19 protein-coding genes are annotated in these 21,277 nt (G+C 66.2%); 1 reads left to right on the top strand and 18 read right to left on the bottom strand.

Going from position 1 to position 21,277, the window contains the following annotated elements:
- Nucleotides 1-173: 173 nt before the first annotated feature.
- From rpoS to PVZ77_RS25230, 8 genes are all read right to left on the bottom strand, one after another.
- Nucleotides 174-1,166 (bottom strand): RNA polymerase sigma factor RpoS, encoded by a 993-nt coding sequence (gene rpoS, locus PVZ77_RS25265; protein WP_273808751.1) that lies wholly within the window; start codon nt 1,164-1,166, stop codon nt 174-176.
- A 110-nt stretch (nt 1,167-1,276) separates the two neighbouring features.
- Nucleotides 1,277-2,113, bottom strand: a complete 837-nt coding sequence (locus PVZ77_RS25260) for a peptidoglycan DD-metalloendopeptidase family protein (RefSeq protein WP_261793975.1) — start codon at nt 2,111-2,113, stop codon at nt 1,277-1,279.
- Between the two features lie 170 nt (nt 2,114-2,283).
- Nucleotides 2,284-2,922, bottom strand: a complete 639-nt coding sequence (locus PVZ77_RS25255) for a protein-L-isoaspartate(D-aspartate) O-methyltransferase (protein WP_273808874.1) — start codon at nt 2,920-2,922, stop codon at nt 2,284-2,286.
- A 38-nt stretch (nt 2,923-2,960) separates the two neighbouring features.
- Complete coding sequence (surE, locus tag PVZ77_RS25250) at nt 2,961-3,716, bottom strand: 5'/3'-nucleotidase SurE (RefSeq protein ID WP_133859800.1); 756 nt, start codon at nt 3,714-3,716, stop codon at nt 2,961-2,963.
- Complete coding sequence (gene truD, locus PVZ77_RS25245; protein WP_273808750.1) at nt 3,704-4,762, bottom strand: tRNA pseudouridine(13) synthase TruD; 1,059 nt, start codon at nt 4,760-4,762, stop codon at nt 3,704-3,706. The genes surE and truD overlap by 13 nt, the downstream gene beginning before the upstream one ends.
- Nucleotides 4,759-5,232 carry a 2-C-methyl-D-erythritol 2,4-cyclodiphosphate synthase gene (gene ispF / locus PVZ77_RS25240; RefSeq protein ID WP_273808749.1) on the bottom strand — a complete coding sequence of 158 codons (474 nt, stop codon included), beginning with the start codon at nt 5,230-5,232 and terminating at the stop codon, nt 4,759-4,761. Before ispF ends, truD begins: the two co-directional genes overlap by 4 nt.
- A 66-nt stretch (nt 5,233-5,298) precedes the next feature.
- On the bottom strand, nt 5,299-6,153 hold the full coding sequence (fghA, locus tag PVZ77_RS25235) for an S-formylglutathione hydrolase (RefSeq protein WP_273808748.1): 855 nt from the start codon (nt 6,151-6,153) through the stop codon (nt 5,299-5,301).
- A gap of 40 nt (nt 6,154-6,193) precedes the next feature.
- A complete protein-coding gene (locus PVZ77_RS25230) occupies nt 6,194-7,306 on the bottom strand; it encodes an S-(hydroxymethyl)glutathione dehydrogenase/class III alcohol dehydrogenase (RefSeq protein WP_017639036.1) in 1,113 nt (370 codons plus the stop codon).
- 104 nt (nt 7,307-7,410) lie between these two features.
- Here PVZ77_RS25230 and PVZ77_RS25225 point away from each other — a divergent pair, with 104 nt between their 5' ends.
- On the top strand, nt 7,411-8,310 hold the full coding sequence (locus PVZ77_RS25225) for a LysR family transcriptional regulator (RefSeq protein ID WP_405046227.1): 900 nt from the start codon (nt 7,411-7,413) through the stop codon (nt 8,308-8,310).
- 48 nt (nt 8,311-8,358) lie between these two features.
- On the opposite strand, the gene ispD is transcribed toward PVZ77_RS25225, so the two are convergent.
- From ispD to lpxB, 10 genes are all read right to left on the bottom strand, one after another.
- Nucleotides 8,359-9,060 carry a 2-C-methyl-D-erythritol 4-phosphate cytidylyltransferase gene (ispD, locus tag PVZ77_RS25220; RefSeq protein ID WP_273808747.1) on the bottom strand — a complete coding sequence of 234 codons (702 nt, stop codon included), beginning with the start codon at nt 9,058-9,060 and terminating at the stop codon, nt 8,359-8,361.
- The gene (locus PVZ77_RS25215) at nt 9,060-9,338 is read right to left on the bottom strand and encodes a septum formation initiator family protein (protein WP_007159473.1); all 279 of its coding nucleotides are present in this window, start codon (nt 9,336-9,338) and stop codon (nt 9,060-9,062) included. Before PVZ77_RS25215 ends, ispD begins: the two co-directional genes overlap by 1 nt.
- Nucleotides 9,339-9,504: 166 nt before the next feature.
- Entirely contained in the window at nt 9,505-10,794 is a 1,290-nt protein-coding gene (eno, locus tag PVZ77_RS25210; RefSeq protein WP_273808746.1) for a phosphopyruvate hydratase, read from the bottom strand.
- A 79-nt stretch (nt 10,795-10,873) separates the two neighbouring features.
- Nucleotides 10,874-11,722: a 3-deoxy-8-phosphooctulonate synthase gene (gene kdsA, locus PVZ77_RS25205; RefSeq protein WP_183631039.1), complete on the bottom strand. Its 849-nt coding sequence runs from the start codon at nt 11,720-11,722 to the stop codon at nt 10,874-10,876.
- A gap of 2 nt (nt 11,723-11,724) precedes the next feature.
- A complete protein-coding gene (locus tag PVZ77_RS25200) occupies nt 11,725-13,353 on the bottom strand; it encodes a CTP synthase (protein WP_273808745.1) in 1,629 nt (542 codons plus the stop codon).
- A gap of 142 nt (nt 13,354-13,495) precedes the next feature.
- Nucleotides 13,496-14,812 (bottom strand): tRNA lysidine(34) synthetase TilS, encoded by a 1,317-nt coding sequence (tilS, locus tag PVZ77_RS25195; RefSeq protein WP_273808744.1) that lies wholly within the window; start codon nt 14,810-14,812, stop codon nt 13,496-13,498.
- Between the two features lie 10 nt (nt 14,813-14,822).
- Entirely contained in the window at nt 14,823-15,773 is a 951-nt protein-coding gene (locus PVZ77_RS25190) for an acetyl-CoA carboxylase carboxyltransferase subunit alpha (RefSeq protein ID WP_273808743.1), read from the bottom strand.
- Nucleotides 15,774-15,913: 140 nt separating this feature from the next.
- Nucleotides 15,914-19,435 carry a DNA polymerase III subunit alpha gene (gene dnaE, locus PVZ77_RS25185; RefSeq protein WP_273808742.1) on the bottom strand — a complete coding sequence of 1,174 codons (3,522 nt, stop codon included), beginning with the start codon at nt 19,433-19,435 and terminating at the stop codon, nt 15,914-15,916.
- Nucleotides 19,436-19,511: 76 nt separating this feature from the next.
- Complete coding sequence (rnhB, locus tag PVZ77_RS25180; RefSeq protein WP_273808741.1) at nt 19,512-20,147, bottom strand: ribonuclease HII; 636 nt, start codon at nt 20,145-20,147, stop codon at nt 19,512-19,514.
- Nucleotides 20,147-21,274: a lipid-A-disaccharide synthase gene (lpxB, locus tag PVZ77_RS25175; RefSeq protein WP_273808872.1), complete on the bottom strand. Its 1,128-nt coding sequence runs from the start codon at nt 21,272-21,274 to the stop codon at nt 20,147-20,149. Before lpxB ends, rnhB begins: the two co-directional genes overlap by 1 nt.
- Between the last annotated feature and the right edge of the window lie 3 nt (nt 21,275-21,277).

Here is a 21,277-nt window from a genome sequence, read left to right as displayed (position 1 = left end):
GAAAACGTTACACATCAAGCACTTGGCTCTTAGTCGGGTTGCTCAAGCGGTGCTTTCCGGCAGCCTGAAGCGATGCATGCTTACGCCGACTGTAAGCCGTGGCTTACAACAACACGCAGAAAAAAGCCCGGATAAATCCGGGCTCCGTTTGGCTGACATTCAGCTAGGCATGTTCAGAACAGCGAGTCACTGGACAGGCCATTGCGCTCGAAGATCTCGCGCAACCGCTTCAGCGCCTCGACCTGGATCTGCCGGACCCGCTCGCGGGTGAGCCCTATCTCCTGCCCGACCTCTTCCAGGGTGCAGGCTTCATGACCACGCAGGCCGAAGCGACGCACGACCACCTCGCGCTGCTTTTCCGGCAGCTCCAGCAGCCACTGGTCGATGCTCTGGTTGAGATCCGAATCCTGCAGCAATTCGCAGGGATCGGTGGGGCGGTCGTCGGTCAGGGTATCGAGCAGGGTCTTGTCGGAATCGGGGCCGAGGACCATGTCCACCGAGCTGATCCGCTCGTTGAGGCCCATCACCCGCTTGACGTCTGCCACCGGCTTTTCCAGCAGGGCCGCGATTTCCTCGGGTGAAGGCTCGTGGTCGAGCTTCTGGGTCAGTTCGCGCGCAGCGCGCAGGTGCAGGTTGAGTTCCTTGACCACATGGATCGGCAGGCGAATGGTGCGGGTCTGATTCATGATCGCCCGCTCGATGGTCTGCCGGATCCACCAGGTGGCATAGGTGGAGAATCTGAAACCTCGCTCGGGATCGAATTTCTCCACGGCGCGAATCAGGCCGAGATTGCCCTCCTCGATCAGATCGAGCAGCGACAGCCCGCGGTTGATATAGCGCCGGGCGATCTTCACCACCAGGCGCAGGTTGCTTTCGATCATGCGCTTGCGACCGGCGGGATCGCCGCGCTGGGCAAGACGGGCGAAATGCACTTCCTCCGCCGGTGACAGCAGCGGCGAAAAGCCGATTTCGTTGAGATAGAGCTGAGTGGCGTCGAGCGCTCGGCCGTAGTCGGCCAGCTTCGCCCCCCGCAAGACCTGGTTGCCGCGCCCGGAGAGCGCCTTAGTCATGGCTGAATCGGCGGATTCCTCACCGAAGGGATTGGAATCTAGAAGCAGGACATCATCGCCGAGGTCGTACCCGGTTTCTTGTTTGTTCTGGATCATCTTGAGTAACCCTTGCTCGTCTGCGCTTCGAGCCAGGGCGTATCGATACGTTGCCGATGCGCCATGACTCGCCCCCAAAAAGCTGCGGGATCGAGTCGGCGCCTAGCGAATCAGCGATTGGGCAAAAACTGCAAGGGATCCACCGGCTTGCCCTGACGGCGAATCTCGAAATGGAGCTTGACCCGATCAGTCCCGGTCGAACCCATCTCGGCAATCGTCTGCCCTATCTTGACACGCTCACCTTCCCGAACCAGCAACCTACGATTGTGACCGTAGGCACTGACGTAGGTTTCGCTGTGTTTGACGATAACCAGTTCACCATAACCGCGTAGACCATTTCCCGCATAGACCACAGTGCCGTCGGCAGCGGCCATCACGGGCTGACCTTCCTGCCCGGCGATGTCTATTCCCTTGTTTAGGCTGCTGCTGGCCGAGAAGCGGCTGATCAGCGTACCTTTCGTCGGCCAGGCCCAACCGGATGCGGATTGGGGGACGTCACGGGTCGGCGTCTGCGCGGGCGTCACCGGCGTCGGCGGGGGCGCGGCGGGCAGATTGGGGGTTACCACCGGGGTGGCGGCAGTGGGACTGGAGGTGACGGGTGGCGGGATGGGCACCGGTGTCGCCACCGGAGTGCCGGGCGCCGGACCGGAAGCTACCGTGGCCGGTCGGCGGATGATGCGACTGGAACCACTGGCGCTGGAACCGCTGCCGAAACGGATGACCTGGCCGACATGGATGACATAGGGCGCCCCGAGGCCGTTCTGGGCCGCCAGGGCACGCCATTCCCAGCCGTTGCGCGAGGCGATGGAGAACAGGGTGTCACCGCGCTTGACGCGATACTGCCCGGAAGTGACCTGGGGTACGCTGCTGCGGCCATCGCCGCGGTCGACCACCGGCGCTCGCGAACCGTTGCTCGAACAGCCCGCCAGCAGCAGGGCCACGAGCACCCCCGCCAGCCAGCCTGAACGCCCTCGTCCTGGAAATCCTTGCGCTCGGGCCTTCACCCGTTCCTCCCGCAGAGTCTGATCATCTACCGTCCGGCCATCCCGCCGGCCTCAAGCGGCCGCAGCCGCCAGGCAGCCTTGGAGCGCGGTACCGGGGTAACGTTCCCTGTCGCTCACTGGGCCAGGGGTCCATTGAGCAGCGGCACGAAACGGACGGCATTGAGTTCGTGGCGGACGAAGCCTTCGTCTTCGCGCACGATCAGCAGGAGCTTCTGCTCCTCGTCGACGCCTACCGGGATCACCAGGCGACCGCCTGGTGCCAGCTGGTCGAGCAGCGCCTGGGGCACTTCCCGCGCCGCGGCAGTGACGATGATGCCGTTGTAGGGCGCCAGCGCCGGCCAGCCTTCCCAGCCATCGCCCCAGCGAAACACCACGTTGCGCAGATTGAGTTCGAGCAGGCGCTCCTTGGCTCGGTCCTGCAGCGACTGGATGCGCTCCACGGAAAACACCCGCTCCACGGTCTGCGCGAGGATGGCGGTCTGGTAGCCGGAGCCGGTGCCGATCTCCATGACCTTGTCCAGCGGACCGCCGGCGAGCAGCAGCTCGGTCATGCGCGCCACCATGAACGGCTGGGAGATGGTCTGGTTGTGGCCGATGGGCAGCGCCGTGTCTTCGTAGGCGCGATGGGCCAGGGCCTCGTCGACGAACAGGTGACGCGGCGTACGGCGGATCACCTCCAGCACCTGGGCGTTGGACAGCCCCTCTTCGTAGAGGCGCTGGATGAGGCGCTCCCGGGTGCGCTGGGAGGTCATGCCGATGCCGTGTCTTTGCATATGCTCTTGCCCCTGAGTCATGCCAGCAGCTCCGTCAGTGCCTGCAGGCCGGCGAAGCCCTCGCGGAAGGTGCGATCGAACTGCAGCGGCGTGACCGAGACATAGCCTTCCAGCACGGCATGGAAGTCGGTGCCCGGTCCGCCATCCACCGCATCGCCGGAAACCGAGATCCAGTAGCCCGCCTTGCCACGCGGATTGACCTCGCGTACCGGCGGCTTGGCCTGGGCGCGGTGACCCAGGCGGGTCAGCTGCAGCCCCTTGATCTGCGCAAGCGGTAGATCCGGGATGTTGACGTTGAGGACGGTGCGCGGCGGCAGATCGAAGCGCTCGTGCAGGGCCACGATGCGGGCGGCGATCTCGGCCGCGACCGCCATGTTGTCGGCACTGCGCGACACCAGCGAGAAGGCCAGCGCCGGGCGGTTGAGGAAACGCCCTTCCATGGCCGCGGCCACGGTACCGGAATAGAGGACGTCGTCGCCGAGATTGGCGCCCAGGTTGATCCCGGCCACCACCATGTCCGGCGTCTCTTCCAGCAGGCCATTGAGGCCAAGGTGAACGCAATCGGTAGGCGTGCCGTTGACGCCCAGGAAGCCATTGGGCAGGCGCTGCGGATGCAGGGGGCGGTCCAGCGTCAGGGCACTGCTCACGCCGCTCATGTCATAGAGCGGCGCGACTACCTGGCACTCGTAGTCCGCACGGGCGGAGAGCGCGGCATGCAGCGCGGCGATACCGGGGGCCAGCACCCCATCGTCGTTGGCGATCAGAAGTCGCATGGATGTTCCGTCTGCCCTGCCTCGCCAAGCGTTACCAGCTCGCGAACCACTGCGGTGGCAAAACAGCCGGCCGGCAGGACGAATTCGAGTTGCAGAATGTCAGGAGCGGGATAATGCCACGTCAGGCCGCCGATGGGGAGGCGCAGGATGCGCCGTTCATGCGAGAGGCCGGCACCGGCCAGCCAGGCGGGCAGCTCTCCGGCGGCCTTGGCCACCTCCTGTTCCAGGGCCGCGGCCGGACCCTGCACCGGGGATTCACCGGCGCCCCACAGCGGCCCGGTGGGGTGCAGATCGAGCGCCGCCAGGCGCGGATCCGCCAGATCGGCGGCGGTCGCCGGAAAGTGGCTGCGGCTGTCGGTAAAGGCCAGCAGATCGCCCTCCTGCGCTTGATTCCAGGAGCCGTCGGCGATGCGACCGGCCAGCACCTGATTGAACAGCCAGCTGCGCGCGGCGGACAGGCTCCGCGAACGCCGGTTGCGCTGTTCGGGCAGCCGTTGCTCGCGGGCACACGCCTGGGCGTCAGCCAGATTGCCGCCCTGGTAGCCGAAGCGCTGCGGGCCGAAATAGTTGGGTACGCCACCGATGGCGATGGCCTGCAGCCGCGCCTCCAGCACCGCGGCATCGGCCTGGAGCCCGGTCAGGCGCAGGCGGAAGCCATTGGCGGCATGGGCGCCCCGCTGCAGCTTGCGCCGGTGCCGACCCTGCTGGAGGATCACCAGCGTCTCGTCGCAGGCGGCTGCCAGGTCCGGATCGGCCTTGCCGGGCAGGTGCAGGCTGAACCACTGGCGGGTCAAGGCCTGGCGATCCTTGAGACCGGCGTAGCTGATCGCCCGCTGCGGCACCCCGGCGGCACGCGCCAGGCGGCGTACGGCCTCCTCGGTGTTGAGGCCGCGCTTCTCGACCCATAGCCAGAGGTGCTCGCCATCACCGCTGAGCGGGATGTCCAGCACCTCGTCCACCTGAAAGTCCTCGGCACTGGCCTTGAGGATCGCCTGGCCGCAGGGCTCGCCATGGGCACGCGGCCCGAGCAGCTGGTCTTCGGTCATAGTGGCAGCAGCAGGGCCACGGCGTGCACGGCGATGCCCTCTTCGCGCCCGACGAAACCCAGGCGCTCGGTGGTGGTGGCCTTGACGTTGACCTGGCCCAGCTCGACCTGCAGGTCCTCGGCGATGGCCTGGCGCATGGCCTCGATGTGCGGTGCCATCTTGGGCGCCTGGGCGGCGATGGTGCCGTCGACGTTGCCGACCTTCCAGCCCTGTTCACGGACCAGCCCAACCACATGGCGCAGGAGCACCCGGCTGTCGGCGCCCTTGAAGCGCGGATCGGTATCGGGGAAATGCTTGCCGATGTCGCCCAGGGCGGCCGCACCCAGCAGGGCATCGGCCAGGGCGTGCAACAGCACGTCGCCGTCGGAGTGGGCGACCAGGCCAAGGTGGTGGGGAATACGAATGCCACCGAGGGTAATGAAATCGCCCTCGCCAAAGGCGTGAACGTCGAAACCGTGACCTATGCGCATGAAGAGAGACGCCCTGGAAAATGACAGGGCGTCGATTCTACCGGCTGTGGACAGGCGCCGTCGCCCTTACGGGCTCGACAGGGCCGCCGCGTGATGCCGCAGGTGGTCGTCGATGAAGCTGGCGACGAAGAAATAGCTGTGGTCATAGCCTGGCTGCAGACGCAGTTCCAGCGGATGACCCGCGGCTTCCGCCGCCCGCTGCAGGGCCTGGGGCTTGAGCTGTTCGGCGAGGAAGCTGTCCTGCTCGCCCTGGTCGACCAGCAGCGGCAGGCGCTCCTCGGCCTTGGCCAGCAGCGCGCAGGCATCCCACTCCGCCCAGCTGCTGCGGTCGTCACCCAGGTAGTTGGAGAACGCCTTGTGCCCCCAGGGACAATCCAGCGGATTGACGATGGGCGAAAAGGCCGACACGGAACGGTAGCGCCCCGGATGGCGCAGGGCGCAGATCAGGGCCCCATGGCCCCCCATGGAATGACCGCTGACGCCGCGGCGATCCGAGACCGGGAAGTTGGCCTCGATCAGCCCCGGCAGCTCCTCCACCACGTAGTCGTGCATGCGGTAGTGCTTGGCCCAAGGCTGCTGGGTGGCATTGATGTAGAAGCCGGCGCCCAGGCCGAAGTCCCAGGCCTTCTCGGGATCGTCCGGTACGCCTTCGCCGCGCGGGCTGGTGTCCGGTGCCACCAGCACCAGGCCCAGTTCGGCCGCCAGGCGCTGGGCGCCGGCCTTCTGCATGAAGTTCTCGTCGGTACAGGTCAGCCCCGACAGCCAGTAGAGCACCGGCAGATCGCTGCGGGCCTCCGCCTGGGGTGGCAGGTAGACGGCGAAGGTCATGTCGCAGTCGAGACTGCGCGCGCGATGGCGATAGCGCTTGTGCCAGCCGCCGAAACTCTTGTTGCTGGAGAGCAGTTCGAGACTCATGGTCATCTCCCGGACAGGAGGGCGCCCAGGGGCGCCCTCCTGGTGATCAGTAATGGACGACGGTGCGGATGCTCTTGCCTTCGTGCATCAGCTCGAAGGCCTCGTTGATCTGCTCCAGGCCCATGGTGTGGGTGATGAAGGTGTCCAGTGGGATCTCGCCGCTCTGCGCCTTGCGCACATAGCCGGGCAGCTCGCTGCGGCCCTTGACGCCGCCGAAGGCGCTGCCGCGCCAGACGCGACCGGTCACCAGCTGGAAGGGCCGGGTGCTGATCTCCTGGCCGGCACCGGCCACGCCGATGATCACCGACTCGCCCCAGCCCTTGTGGCAGCACTCCAGGGCCGCACGCATCAGGTTGACGTTGCCGACGCACTCGAAGCTGTAGTCGACGCCGCCGTCGGTCAGCTCGACGATGACCTCCTGAATCGGCTTCTGGTGATCCTTGGGATTGACGAAGTCGGTGGCGCCCAGTTCGCGGGCGATGTCGAACTTGGAGGGGTTGATGTCGATGGCGATGATGCGGCTGGCCTTGGCCATCTTGGCGCCGATGATGGCCGCCAGACCGATGCCACCCAGGCCGAAGACCGCAACGGTGGCGCCCTCTTCCACCTTGGCGGTGTTGAGCACGGCGCCGATGCCGGTGGTGACGCCACAACCCAGCAGGCAGACCTTTTCCAGGGGGGCCTCGGCGGGGATCTTCGCAACCGAAACCTCCGGCAGCACCGTGTACTCGGAGAAGGTCGAGCAGCCCATGTAGTGGTAGATCGGCTCGCCGTTGTAGGAGAAGCGGGTGGTACCGTCGGGCATCAGGCCCTTGCCCTGGGTCGCGCGCACCGAGCTGCAGAGGTTGGTCTTGCCGGATTTGCAGAATTTGCACTGGCCGCATTCGGCGGTGTACAGCGGGATGACGTGATCGCCCACGGCGACCGAGGTCACGCCCTCACCCACCGCTTCGACGATGCCGCCGCCTTCGTGCCCGAGGATGCAGGGAAAGACCCCCTCGGAGTCCTGGCCGGACAGGGTGTAGGCGTCGGTGTGGCAGACGCCGGTGGCGACGATGCGGATCAGCACCTCGCCGGCCTTGGGCGGCTCGACGTCCACTTCCACGATCTTCAGGGGCTCATTGGGCGCGAAGGCTACGGCGGCGCGGGACTTGATCATGCTCGACTCCAGTAGGACGAAAAAACGAGGTGATCAGTTTAGACGCCAGAAATCCTGGAACAATCGGGCATACTGGAATTCATTTTTGCCACAGGGAAACAATCATGGGTTGGGAGGGCATCGACGAGTTCGTCGCGGTGGCGAACACCCTGCACTTCGGCCAGGCCGCCGATCGCCTGGGCACCTCCACGTCTCACGTCAGCCGTCAGGTGGCACGGCTGGAGGAGCGCCTGCAGGCGCGCCTGCTCTATCGCAGCACCCGCAGCGTCGCCCTCACCGAAGCCGGCCACACCTTTCTGCAGCACTGCCGCCGTCTGCAGGAGGCGCGCGACGAAGCCCTGCGCGAGGTCAGCGATCTCTCCAGCCAGCCCAAGGGGCTGATCCGCATGACCTGCGCCGTGACCTATGGCGAGCGCTTCGTCGTACCCCTGGTCAACGATTTCCTCGCCCGCCATGCCGAGGTGAGTCTGGAGCTGGACCTGACCAACCGCACCGTCGACCTGCTGCACGAGGGCTACGACCTGGCCATCCGCCTGGGCCGCCTGGCCGACTCGCGCCTGGTGGCGACGCGCCTGGCGCCGCGGGAGCTCTATCTGTGCGCCGCGCCGAGCTATCTGGAACGCTTCGGCGCGCCCCATACCCTGTCCGAGCTGAGTCGCCATCGTTGCCTGGTGGGTACCAGCGATATCTGGAGCTTTCGCGAAAACGAGCGCGAGGTGCTGCACCGGGTCCAGGGTTCCTGGCGCTGCAACAGCGGCCAGGCGGTGCTCGACGCCGCCCTGCGCGGCTTCGGCCTGTGCCAGCTGCCGGATTACTACGTGCAGCCGCATCTGGCCCGCGGCGAGCTGCGCGCCCTGCTGGACAATCGTCAGCCGCCCAATAGCGCGGTCTGGGCGCTCTATCCGCAGCGGCGCTTTCTCTCGCCGAAGATTCGCCTGCTGGTGGAGCACCTCAAGCAGGGCCTGGGCACCCCGCGCCCAGGGGCTCGCCACCCGGCAGGTTGAGCGCAGCGAGCGCGTCCTTTCAGCGATGGGCCGCTGCGGGCCTGGATCCTAGGCCTCGGCGAAGACGACCTGCAGCCGCTGCAGGTCTTCGGGGGTGGTGACCTTGATGTTGTCCGCCCGGCCCTCGACCAGACGCGGCGCATGGCCGGCCCACTCCATGGCCGAGGCCTCGTCGGTGATGGCGGCGCCCGCGGCCAGGCCGGCGCTCAGGGCGTCACGCAGGGCACCGAGGCGAAACATCTGTGGCGTATAGGCCAGCCAGACCTGGCTGCGATCCACGGTTTCGCTCACCCGGCCATCGCGGCCGACGCGCTTGAGGGTATCCCGTGCCGGCACGCCCAGGAGGCCACCTACCGGGTCCTGGGCCAGTTCGGCCAGCAGCCGGTCCAGATCCTCGCGACGGAGATTGGGTCGCGCGGCATCGTGCACCAGCACCCAGTCGCCGTCGGTGGCGCCCTGCTCGCTCAGCACCAGCAGGCCACCGAGCACCGAGTCGGCGCGCTCGCGACCGCCCGGTGCGCGCAGGATGCGAGCATCGCGGGCGCAGGCCAGCGTGGGCCACCAGGGATCTTCCGGCGCCAGGCTCACCGCCAGGCCACGCAGGCGCGGGTGGTCGAGAAAACAGTCGAGGGTGCGCTCCAGCAGGCTGCGGCCGCACAGATCGAGGTATTGCTTGGGTCGGTCGGCACGCATCCGCGTACCCACGCCCGCGGCGGGGATGACCGCCCAGAAGGAAGGCAGGAGGGACATTATTTGGATTGCAGGAAGAGGGTTTCGCCTTGTTTGACCATGCCGAGTTCGTGGCGGGCACGCTCCTCGACGGTCTCCATGCCTTTCTTGAGCTCGACGACCTCGGCTTCGAGGATCTCGTTGCGCTCCAGCAGGCGCTTGTTCTCACCATTCTGGTCGGCGATCTGCTGCTTGAGTTCGCGCACCTGGGCGAAGCTGCCGTCACCGACCCACAGGCGATACTGAAGACCGCCGAGCAGCAGGAGCAGGAAGGGGAACAGCCAGTAGGGACTTCGCATGGGAGATAACGGATTCGCGGACGGCGGATGCCGCAAAGGCGGCGGCAAAGACGAAAACAGGATAGAAGCCCAGCTCTACGCTTGTAAACTGGGCATCTATCCTGTGGTCCGTCGGACGTGGCGGGAGGCGCTGACGCGAGTCAGCGCCTCCCCGGTCGCACAGCCCTTAGCTGCGGAACTCGGCACGGCCGCGGTAAGGCGCCTTGGCACCCAGCTGCTCTTCGATGCGCAGCAGCTGGTTGTACTTGGAGACGCGATCGGAGCGGCACAGCGAACCGGTCTTGATCTGACCAGCGGCGGTGCCCACGGCCAGGTCGGCGATGGTGGAGTCTTCGGTCTCGCCGCTGCGGTGGGAGATCACCGCGGTGTAGCCGGCGGCCTTGGCCATCTGGATGGCTTCCAGGGTCTCGGTCAGGGAGCCGATCTGGTTGAACTTGATCAGGATCGAGTTACCGATGCCCTTCTCGATGCCTTCCTTGAGGATCTTGGTGTTGGTGACGAACAGGTCGTCGCCCACCAGCTGCACCTTGCTGCCGATCTTGTCGGTCAGGGCCTTCCAGCCCGCCCAGTCGGACTCGTCCATGCCGTCTTCGATGGAGATGATCGGGAATTGCTCGGTCAGCCCGGCCAGGTAGTCGGCGAAACCGTTGGCGTCGAAGGCCTTGCCTTCGCCGGACAGGTCGTACTGGCCGTCCTTGTAGAATTCGCTGGAGGCGCAGTCCAGGGCCAGGGTCACGTCGGTGCCCAGCGCGTAGCCGGCGTTCTTCACCGCTTCGGCGATGGCGGCCAGGGCGTCGGCGTTGGAAGCCAGGTTCGGCGCGAAGCCGCCTTCGTCACCCACGGAAGTGCTCAGACCACGGGCCTTGAGCACGGCCTTGAGGTGATGGAAGATCTCGGCACCCACGCGCAGAGCGTCGGCAAAGCTCTTGGCGCCGACCGGCTGGACCATGAATTCCTGGATGTCGACGTTGTTATCGGCATGCTCGCCGCCGTTGATGATGTTCATCATCGGCACCGGCATGGAGTACTGACCGGGGGTGCCGTTCAGGTTGGCGATGTGGGCGTAGAGCGGCAGGTCCTGGTCTTCGGCAGCGGCCTTGGCGGCCGCCAGGGACACGGCCAGGATGGCGTTGGCGCCCAGCTTGGCCTTGTTGTCGGTACCGTCCAGCTCGATCATGGCGTGGTCCAGGGCCTTCTGGTCGCTCGGATCCTTGCCCAGCAGCAGGTCGCGGATCGGGCCGTTGATGTTGCCCACGGCCTTCAGTACACCCTTGCCCAGGTAGCGGCTCTTGTCGCCGTCGCGCAGCTCCAGTGCCTCGCGCGAACCGGTGGACGCGCCGGACGGCGCGGTGGCGCGACCGACGATACCATTGTCCAGGATCACGTCCGCTTCAACGGTGGGGTTGCCGCGGGAATCCAGGACTTCACGTCCCTTGATGTCGACGATGTTAGCCATTTTTGTATCGATCTCCATGTTACCGGTCATTGACGGATCAGCCTTCGGCTGCGCCTGGGCCTTTTGGTTCAGCCGCCGCTTAGGCAGTTTCGATCGGCGTGAACGACTTCACCAGCTCGTCCAGCGCCTTGAGCTGGGCCAGGAAGGGCTCCAGCTTCTCCAGGCGCAGGGCACAAGGGCCGTCGCACTTGGCATGTTCGGGATCCGGATGGGCTTCGAGGAACAGACCGGCCAGGCCCTGGCTCATGCCGGCCTTGGCCAGGTCGGTGACCTGGGCGCGGCGGCCGCCGGCGGAATCGGCGCGACCGCCCGGCATCTGCAGGGCGTGGGTCACGTCGAAGAACACCGGATAGCCGAAGCTCTTCATGATGCCGAAGCCGAGCATGTCGACCACCAGGTTGTTGTAGCCGAAGGAGGAGCCCCGCTCGCAGAGGATCAGCTGGTCGTTGCCGGCTTCTTCGCACTTGGCGAGGATGTGCTTCATCTCCTGGGGCGCGAGGAACTGCGCCTTCTTGATGTTGATCACGGCGTCGGTCTTGGCCATGGCCACCACCAGGTCGGTCTGCCGCGAGAGAAAGGCCGGCAGCTGGATGATGTCGCACACCGCCGCCACCGGAGCCGCCTGGTAGGGCTCGTGGACGTCGGTGATCACCGGCATGCCGAAGGTGGCCTTGAGCTCTTCGAAGATGCGCAGCCCGGCTTCCATGCCCGGACCGCGATAGCTGGTCACCGAGGAGCGGTTGGCCTTGTCGAAGCTGGCCTTGAAGACATAGGGGATGCCCAGCTTCTCGGTCACCTTGACGTATTGCTCGCACACCTGCATGGCCAGGTCACGGGATTCCAGCACGTTCATGCCGCCGAACAGCACGAAGGGCTTGTCGTTGGCGATCTCGATGTTGCCGACGCGGACGATCTTCTGCACGGTCATGCTCAATCCTTCTTGGCGTAACGCAGGGCGGCGTTGACGAAGCCGCTGAACAGCGGATGGCCGTCACGCGGGGTGGAGGTGAACTCCGGGTGGAACTGGCAGGCGACGAACCAGGGATGGTCCGGGGCTTCCACCACTTCCACCAGGGCGCCGTCGCCCGAGCGACCGGAGATCTTCAGGCCGGCGGCCTGGATCTGCGGCAGCAGGTTGTTGTTGACCTCGTAGCGGTGACGATGGCGCTCGACGATGACGTCCTGGCCGTAGCAGTCGTGCACCAGGGTGCCTTCGCTCAGCTGGCACTCCTGGGCGCCCAGGCGCATGGTGCCACCCAGGTCGGAGCCTTCGGTGCGGATCTCGGTGGCGCCGGTGGAATCCTGCCACTCGGTGATCAGGCCAACCACCGGGTGCCCGCTGGCCTTGTCGAATTCGGTGGAGTTGGCGTCTTTCCAGCCCAGCACGTTACGGGCGAATTCGATCACCGCCACCTGCATGCCCAGGCAGATGCCCAGGTAGGGAATCTTGTTCTCGCGGGCGTACTGCACGGTGGCGATCTTGCCTTCCACGCCGCGCAGGCCGAAGCCGCCGGGCACCAGGATGGCGTCCACGCCCTTGAGCAGGTGGGTTCCCTGCTGCTCGATGTGCTCGGAGTCGATATAGCGCAGGTTGACCTTGGTGCGGCTCTGGATGCCGGCGTGGGTCATGGCCTCGATCAGCGACTTGTAGGCGTCGAGCAGTTCCATGTACTTGCCGACCATGGCGATGGTGACTTCCTGCGCGGGGTTGAGCTTGGCGTCCACCACGCGATCCCACTCGGACAGATCAGCCGGCTTGCATTCCAGGCCAAAGCGCTCGACGACGAACTCGTCCAGGCCCTGGGCATGCAGCACGGAGGGAATGCGGTAGATGGTGTCGACGTCTTCCAGGGAGATGACCGCGCGCTCTTCGACGTTGGTGAAGAGCGCGATCTTGCGGCGGGAGGAGCTGTCGACGGTGTGGTCGGAACGGCAGATCAGCACATCGGGCTGCAGGCCGATGGAGCGCAGTTCCTTGACCGAATGCTGGGTCGGCTTGGTCTTGGTCTCACCGGCGGTGGCGATGTAGGGCACCAGGGTCAGGTGCATCAGCATGGCGCGGCGCGCCCCGATCTCCACCCGCAGCTGGCGGATGGCCTCGAGGAAGGGCTGCGACTCGATGTCGCCGACGGTACCGCCGATCTCCACCAGGGCCACGTCGGCATCGCCGGCGCCCTTGATGATGCGTCGCTTGATCTCGTCGGTGATGTGCGGGATCACCTGCACGGTGGCGCCCAGGTAGTCGCCGCGGCGCTCCTTGCGCAGCACGTCCATGTAGATGCGACCGGTGGTGAAGTTGTTGTTCTGGGTCACGGTGGTGCGGATGAACCGCTCGTAGTGACCCAGGTCCAGGTCGGTCTCGGCGCCGTCATGGGTGACGAACACCTCGCCGTGCTGGAAGGGACTCATGGTGCCGGGATCCACGTTGATGTAGGGATCCAGCTTGAGCATGGTGACCTTCAGCCCTCTCGCTTCCAGAATGGCGCCCAGGGAGGCCGAGGCGATGCCTTTCCCCAAAGAAGAAACAACACCGCCCGTGACGAAAATAAAGCGCGTCATGAAAATTCCTAGAATCTGCGTTGAGGCGGAGAGCCGCCGATGAAAGCGAGAGCGGTCGGCCTGGCGCCGGACCAATGCACACCGTCCACTCGGGGCGAGCGGAAAATGCGGTATAAGACGGGAGCGTAGTCTAGCCTAAAGGTCATCCCAGCTCAAACCCACCCATGCCGTCTGCGGGCTGCCACTCAAGCCGCCCTCCCCCTGGCAGAGCACTCAGGCCGGGCAGATTGGCCACGGCCAGCAGTTCGTCGCCTCGCCAGAGCAGCGGCAAACGGCCGCGCAGAAAAGGCGGGACCTCCCGCTCGTTGAGCAGGCGCTTGAGATCGCGACTACCGCGACCGGCCACGACCAGCCGCTCGCCACCCTGGCGATAGCCGATCCGCCAGCCGGCTTCGGCGCCCTGCCCAGTAAAGATCAGGCGGCCATTGCCCCTCAGCTCCAGGGTGCTGGCCTGAGCGGCGACCGCCTGGGGAAACGGCATGACCTGCCAGGCGTCCGGCACCCACCAGATCCGTCCCGCCCCACGGCGCAGACTGCCGCCTTCGAGGCGCCAGACGGGATCGCTGGCCGCGCCCGCCTCGCGCACCGCCTGCCAGCCGGCCCAATGGACGCTGTCGGGCTGGCGCGTCAGCGCATCCAGCCAGGCGCGCAGGGCATTGCGCTGGCGGGCCTCGCTCAGGCTCTGCAAGGGCGCCAGGGCCAGACTGGGCAAGGGAATCCAGGGGAAAGGCTGTGCGCCGAGCCGCGCTTGCTGCAGATCCAGGCTGGCCAGTTCGCCGAGCAGTTCGTCGGCTTCGGCCAGGTGACGGGCACTGCGCGCCATGACCTGATCGACCCCTGGCCAGCGCTGGCGCAGCCGTGGCAGCACCTCGTGCCTCAGGTAATTGCGATCCAGTCCGGTATCGGCATTGCTGGGATCTTCGATCCAGTCCAGCCCTTCGGCTTCGGCATAGGCCAGCAGGGCGGCGCGGGGTTCGTCCAGCAGCGGGCGCCAGAGGCGACCGGACGCTAGCGATCGGGTCTCCGGCATGCCGGCCAGGCCCTTCGCACCCGCGCCGCGTACCAGCCGCTGCAACAGGGTCTCCAGCTGATCGTCGCGATGCTGGCCCAGCATTAGGCAGCCATCCTCCGGCAGCACCCGGGCGAAGGCGGCATAGCGCGCTTCGCGGGCGGCTCGCTCGAGACTGGCGGCGCCATCGGTGCGGACGCGCAGGACAGCGAGCGGAATGGCCAGCCCTTGGCAGACCCGGTTGCAATGCGCGACCCAGGCATCCGCCGCGGCCTGCAGGCCGTGGTGCACATGCACCGCCTGCAGGTCGACCAGCAGACCGCGCGCGCGCAGTCGCGCGCAGAGGTGCAGGAGAACGGTGGAGTCGAGTCCGCCGGAGAAGCCCACCCGCCAGTGACGGGTAGGCGGCTGCCGCTCCAGGCGGGCGTGCAGCCGGCCCAGCAGACTCATGGCCGCGCTATCAGGAAATGCCGTAGCTCATCAGGCGCTTGTAACGACGGTCCAGCAGCGCCGGCAGGTCGTAGCCCTTGAGTTCATCCAGCTGCTCCAGCAGTGCGCTGCGCAGGCTGTTGGCCATGGCCTGGGGATCGCGGTGGGCACCGCCCAGGGGCTCGTCGATCACCTGGTCGACGATGTTCAGGCTCTTCAACCGCTCGGCGGTGATGCCCATGGCCTCGGCGGCATCGGGGGCCTTCTCGGCGGTCTTCCACAGAATGGAGGCGCAACCTTCCGGCGAGATCACCGAGTAGGTGGAGTGCTGCAGCATGTTGAGCTGGTCGCAGACGCCGATGGCCAGGGCGCCACCGGAACCACCCTCGCCGATCACCGTGGCGATGATGGGGGTCTTCAGGCGCGCCATGACCCGCAGGTTCCAGGCGATGGCCTCGCTCTGACCGCGCTCTTCGGCATCGATGCCCGGGTAGGCGCCGGGGGTGTCGATGAAGGTCAGGATCGGCATCTTGAAGCGCTCGGCCATTTCCATCAGGCGGCAGGCCTTGCGATAGCCTTCCGGACGCGGCATGCCGAAGTTGCGGCGGACCTTCTCGCGCACTTCGCGGCCCTTCTGGTGACCGATGATCATTACCGGACGACCTTCCAGGCGGGCGATGCCACCGACGATGGCCGGATCGTCGGCGAAGTGGCGGTCACCGTGCAGCTCTTCGAAATCGCTGAACAGGTAGCTGATGTAGTCGAGGGTGTAGGGACGCAGCGGATGCCGGGCCAGACGGGCCACCTGCCAGCTGGACAGGTCGCTGAAGATGCTCTTGGTGAGCGCCTGACTCTTCTCCTGCAACCGGGCGATCTCGTCACTGATGTTCAGCGCATTGTCGTTACCGACCAGTCGAAGTTCCTCGATCTTGGCCTGGAGATCGGCGATGGGCTGTTCGAAATCGAGATAGTTCGGGTTCATGGGCATCCGTTATTACAATCTAGAGCCAGGGGCCGGGGCGCCTACCTTAAGGGATCGGACGGGACAGGTCGAGACTCCTGCCACGTCACCGGCACCCGCCGCTGGCGAGGGTTGGGACGGAGCGCACGAGGCGCTCGGACTTAACGATAGTTCAGAAAGACGTTCTCCCTGCCGAACTGGTCACGCAGGGTTTGAATCAGGCCATCGGCCGGGTCGATCCGGTAGTTCTCGCCGAACTGCAGCAGCGCCCGCGCGGTGGGGCCCTGGTAGTCGATGGTGACCGGACAGGCGCCCCGATGGCGACCGCACAACTCGCCCAGCCAGCGCAGCCGATCGCCGGCCAGCGCCTCGCTGCGCACGGCGATCCTGAGGCTTTCCGCCAGGGCGGTGCGGGCTTCCTCCAGCCCCAGCACCCGCTTGGCGCGCAGGCGCAGGCCACCGGAGAAGTCGTCCTGGCTGACCTCGCCCTCGACGATCACCAGGGCATCGGTCTGCAACAGCGCCTGGGCGGCATTGAAGGCTTCGGCGAACAGCGAGGCTTCGATGCGCCCGGAGCGATCGTCCAGGGTGACGAAGCCCATCTTGTCGCCGCGCTTGTTCTTCATCACCCGCAGGTTGACGATCAGCCCGGCCACGGTCTGGGTTTCGCGCGAGGGCTTGAGGTCGACGATGCGCTGACGCGCCAGCCGCCGGACCTCGCCTTCGTACTCCTCGATGGGGTGACCGGTCAGGTACAGCCCCAGGGTTTCCTTTTCCCCGCGCAGGCGCTCCTTGAGATTGAGCTCGCGGGCGCGGCGGTGGTTGGCATAGACGTCGGCCTCGGGTTCGGCGAAGACGCCACCGAAGAGATCCACGTGACCGCTGTTGTGACTGCGGGCGGTCTGCTCGGCCGAGGCGATGGCCTCTTCCATGGCGGCCAGCAGCACGGCGCGATTCTGGTCGATGGTCGCCTGATAGGCCTTGAGTTCATCGTGGTAATGCGGCCCCAGGCGGTCCAGGGCACCGGAGCGGATCAGGGCTTCCAGGGTGCGCTTGTTGATGCGCTTGAGATCCACCCGCGCGCAGAAGTCGAAGAGATCCTTGAAGGGCCCCTCGGCACGCGCCTCGACGATGGCCTCCACCGGGCCCTCGCCCACGCCCTTGATGGCGCCCAGGCCGTAGACGATGCGCCCGCCTTCGTTCACGGTGAACTTGAACTCGGAAATGTTCACGTCCGGCGTGTCGATGCGCAGCTTCATGTGGCGGCATTCCTCGATGAGGATCACCACCTTGTCGGTGTTGTGCATGTCCGCCGACAGCACCGCGGCCATGAAGGGCGCCGGATAGTGGGTCTTCAACCAGGCGGTCTGGTAGGAAACCAGGCCGTAGGCGGCCGAGTGCGACTTGTTGAAGCCGTAACCAGCGAACTTCTCCACCAGGTCGAAGATGTTGCCCGCCAGCTCGCCATCGATGCCGTTATTGGCGCAGCCCTCGATGAAGCCGCCGCGCTGCTTGGCCATCTCCTCGGGCTTCTTCTTGCCCATGGCCCGGCGCAGCATGTCCGCCTGGCCCAGGGTGTAGCCACCCATGACCTGGGCGATCTGCATCACCTGTTCCTGGTAGAGGATGATGCCGTAGGTGGGCGCCAGCACCGGCTGCAGGCCGTCGTACTGGTAGTCCGGATGCGGATAGGCCAGCTCGGCGCGGCCGTGCTTGCGGTTGATGAAGTCGTCCACCATGCCCGACTGCAGCGGACCGGGGCGGAACAGCGCCACCAGGGCGATGAGGTCTTCCAGGCAGTCCGGCTTGAGCTTCTTGATCAGCTCCTTCATGCCGCGGGATTCCAGCTGGAAGACGGCGGTGGTCTCGGCCTTCTGCAGCAGGGCGTAGGTCGGCTTGTCGTCCAGCGGGATGAAGTCGATATTGAGCGGCTCGCGCCCCTCCTCTACTTCCGTGCGGTTGATGGTCTCCAGCGCCCACTTGATGATGGTCAGGGTACGCAGACCGAGGAAGTCGAACTTGACCAGGCCGGCCTGCTCGACGTCGTCCTTGTCGAACTGGGTCACCAGGCCGTTGCCGTCCTCGTCGCAGGCGATGGGCGAGAAGTCGGTCAGCTTGGTCGGCGCGATCACCACGCCCCCGGCGTGCTTGCCGGTGCCGCGGGTGATGCCCTCGAGCTTGAGGGCCATGTCCCAGATTTCCTTGGCGTCCTCGTCGGTCGCCAGGAAGTCGCGCAGCACCTCTTCCTGCTCGAAGGCCTTCTGCAGGGTCATGCCCACTTCGAAGGGGATCATCTTCGACAGGCGATCGGCCAGGCCATAGGACTTGCCCTGCACCCGCGCCACGTCGCGCACCACCGCCTTGGCCGCCATGGTGCCGAAGGTGATGATCTGGCTCACCGCCTCGCGGCCGTACAGGTCGGCCACGTACTCGATCACCCGGTCGCGACCGTCCATGCAGAAGTCGACGTCGAAGTCGGGCATGGAGATCCGTTCGGGGTTGAGGAAGCGCTCGAACAGCAGGTCGTAGGCCAGCGGATCGAGGTCGGTGATCTTCAGCACATAGGCCACCAGGGAGCCGGCACCCGAGCCCCGGCCGGGGCCGACCGGCACGCCGTTGTTCTTCGCCCACTTGATGAAGTCCATCACGATGAGGAAGTAACCGGGGAAGCCCATCTGGATGATGATGTCGAGCTCGAAGTTGAGTCGGTCGACATACTCCTGGCGCTTCTCTTCGTAGTTCGGCGTGGTCTCGCGCGGCCAGAGCACGGCCAGGCGCTCTTCAAGGCCCTCGAAGGACACATGGCGCAGGTAGTCGTTGATGGTCATCCCGTTGGGAATCGGGAAGTTGGGCAGGAAGTACTTGCCCAGCTGGATCTCGATGTTGCAGCGCTTGGCGATCTCGACGGTGTTTTCCAGCGCCTCCGGCAGGTCGCTGAACAGCTCGGCCATCTCGGCCGCCGACTTCAGGTACTGCTGGTCGCTGTACTTGCGCTCGCGACGGGGATCGTCCAGCGGGCGGCCCTCGCCGATGCAGACGCGGGTCTCGTGGGCCTCGAAGTCCTCCGCCTTGAGAAAGCGCACGTCGTTGGTCGCCACCAGGGCGCCACCACAGCGATCGGCCAGGGCCACGGCGGCATGCAGGTGTTCTTCGTCGCCGACCCTTTCGGTGCGTTGCACCTCCAGATAGAAGCGCTCCTGGAAGACCTGCTGCCATTCCGCGAACAGTTGATCGGCCAGGGCCAGGTCGCCTTCGAGCAGCGCCAGGCCGATCTCACCCTCCTTGGAACCGGACAGGGCGATCAGGCCTTCGCTGGCTTCCTTGACCCAGTCGCGCTGGATGACGATCTGGCCATCCTGCTGACCTTCCTGGAAACCCCGCGACAGGAGCTCCGTAAGGTTGCGATAGCCCTTGGCATTCATGACCAGCAGCGTCATGCGGCTCAAGGGAGCGTCCCCGTCGCGACCGGCCAGCCAGATATCGGCGCCGGCGATGGGCTTGATCCCGGCGCCCATGGCGGCCTTGTAGAACTTGACCAGGGAACAGAGGTTACCCTGGTCGGTCACCGCCACCGCCGGCATCCCGGCCGCTTCGGCGGCCTTGACCAGCCCCTTCACCCGCACGATCCCGTCGACCAGGGAGTATTCCGTGTGTAGACGCAGGTGGACGAAGGATGCGGACATGGCAGAGACCCCTTGATGCATGAGGCGCGAGATTGTACTGGATTGTCGACCCGGGGTCAGACCGCCGCGACGGCCGTCAGTAGGTCGCGATGATCTGGGTGGACGCCTGGGTCTCGAGGGCGTGCCAGGCGTCACGCACCGGCGCGAAGGAGCGTCGGTGGATCGGTGTGGGCCCCAGGCGCCTGAGCGCGTCCAGGTGCTCGGCGGTGGGATAGCCCTTGTGCCCGGCCAGGCCATAGCCCGGATAGAGGGCATCCAGCACCTGCATCTCGCGATCGCGGGTCACCTTGGCCAGGATGGAGGCCGCGGCGATCGCCGGGACCTGGCTGTCGCCCTTCACCACCGGTGAACTGGGCACCGCCAGCTTGGGACAACGATTGCCATCGATCAGGGCCAGCCGCGGCTGCACCTGCAGGCCTTCCACCGCCCGCTGCATGGCCAGCATGGTGGCGTGCAGGATGTTCAGCTTGTCGATCTCGGCGACTTCGGCACGGGCCACGCACCAGGCCAGGGCCTTTTCCTGGATCTCGTCGAACAGGGCTTCGCGGCGCGCCAGCGACAGCTTCTTCGAATCGTTCAGCCCGAGGATGGGTTTGCCCGGATCGAGGATCACCGCGGCCGTGACCACGGCGCCGCACAGCGGACCGCGGCCGACTTCATCCACCCCGGCGACCAGTGCCTCGACCAGGTTGAAATCCAGGCCCAGTTGCATCAGCTGCGCGACCGCAGGAGATCCAGCACGGCAGCCGCCGCCTGCACCGAGGCATCGCGCCTCAGGCTGTGATGGATGGCCGCGAAGCTGTCGGTCTGCTGCTCAGGCCGCTCCAGCAACGGCAGCAGTTCGGCCACCAGCCGCTCCGGTGTCGCCTCGTGCTGGATCAGCTCGGGCACCAGCTTGCGCCCGGCCAGCAGGTTCGGCAGCGAAATGTAGGGACTCTTCACCAGCTGCTTGAGAATCAGATAGGTCAGGGGCGCCACCCGATAGGCCACCACCATGGGTCGCTTGAACAGCAGCGTCTCCAGGGTGGCGGTGCCCGAGGCGATCAGCACGCCATCACAGGCGGCCAGCACCTCATGGGAACGGCCATCGGTCAGCAGCAGCGGCAAGGGCGGCCGCCCTTCCAGCAGCTGCTCCACCTGCGCCCGCCGCGCGGCATTGGCACAGGGCAACACGAAGCGCATGTCGGGACGCACGGCCAGCAACTGAGCGGCAGCGTCAAGGAACAGCGCCCCCAGACGCCCTACTTCGCCACCGCGACTGCCGGGCAGCAGGGCGACGACCTGGCCGTCTTGCGGCAGACCCAGGGCCTGGCGGGCCGCCAGGCGGTCGTTGTCCAGCGCGATGGTGTCGGCCAGCGGATGGCCGACGAAGCGCACCGGCACCTGCTGCTCTTCGTAGAAGCGCGCCTCGAAGGGGAACAGGGTCAGCATCAGGTCGCAGCCATCGCGGATCTTCAATACGCGCTTCTGCCGCCAGGCCCAGACCGAGGGGCTGACGTAATGCACGGCGGGAATGCCCGCGCGATGCAGCTGGGCTTCGATCTCGAGGACGAAATCCGGGGCGTCGATACCGATGAAGACATCGGGACGGGCGTCGAGCAGCTGAGCGATCAGCGCCTTGCGCCGCCCAAGGAGTTCCCGCAGGCGGCCGAGTACCTCGACCAGCCCCATGACCGCCAGGCGTTCCATGGGAAACGCGGACACCAGGTCCTCGGCTTCCATCCGCGGACCACCCACCCCCATGAAGGAAATATTCGGGTGTTGCTCACGCAGCGCCTGCATCAGGCCGGCGCCCAGCAGATCACCCGACGCCTCCCCTGCCACCAGCGCCACGCGCAGCGG

The sequence above is a fragment of the Pseudomonas sp. SHLD1 genome, assembly GCF_028640935.1.
GTDB lineage: Bacteria > Pseudomonadota > Gammaproteobacteria > Pseudomonadales > Pseudomonadaceae > Chryseomonas > Chryseomonas aestiva.
This window is presented reverse-complemented; position numbering and strand designations above follow the sequence as displayed.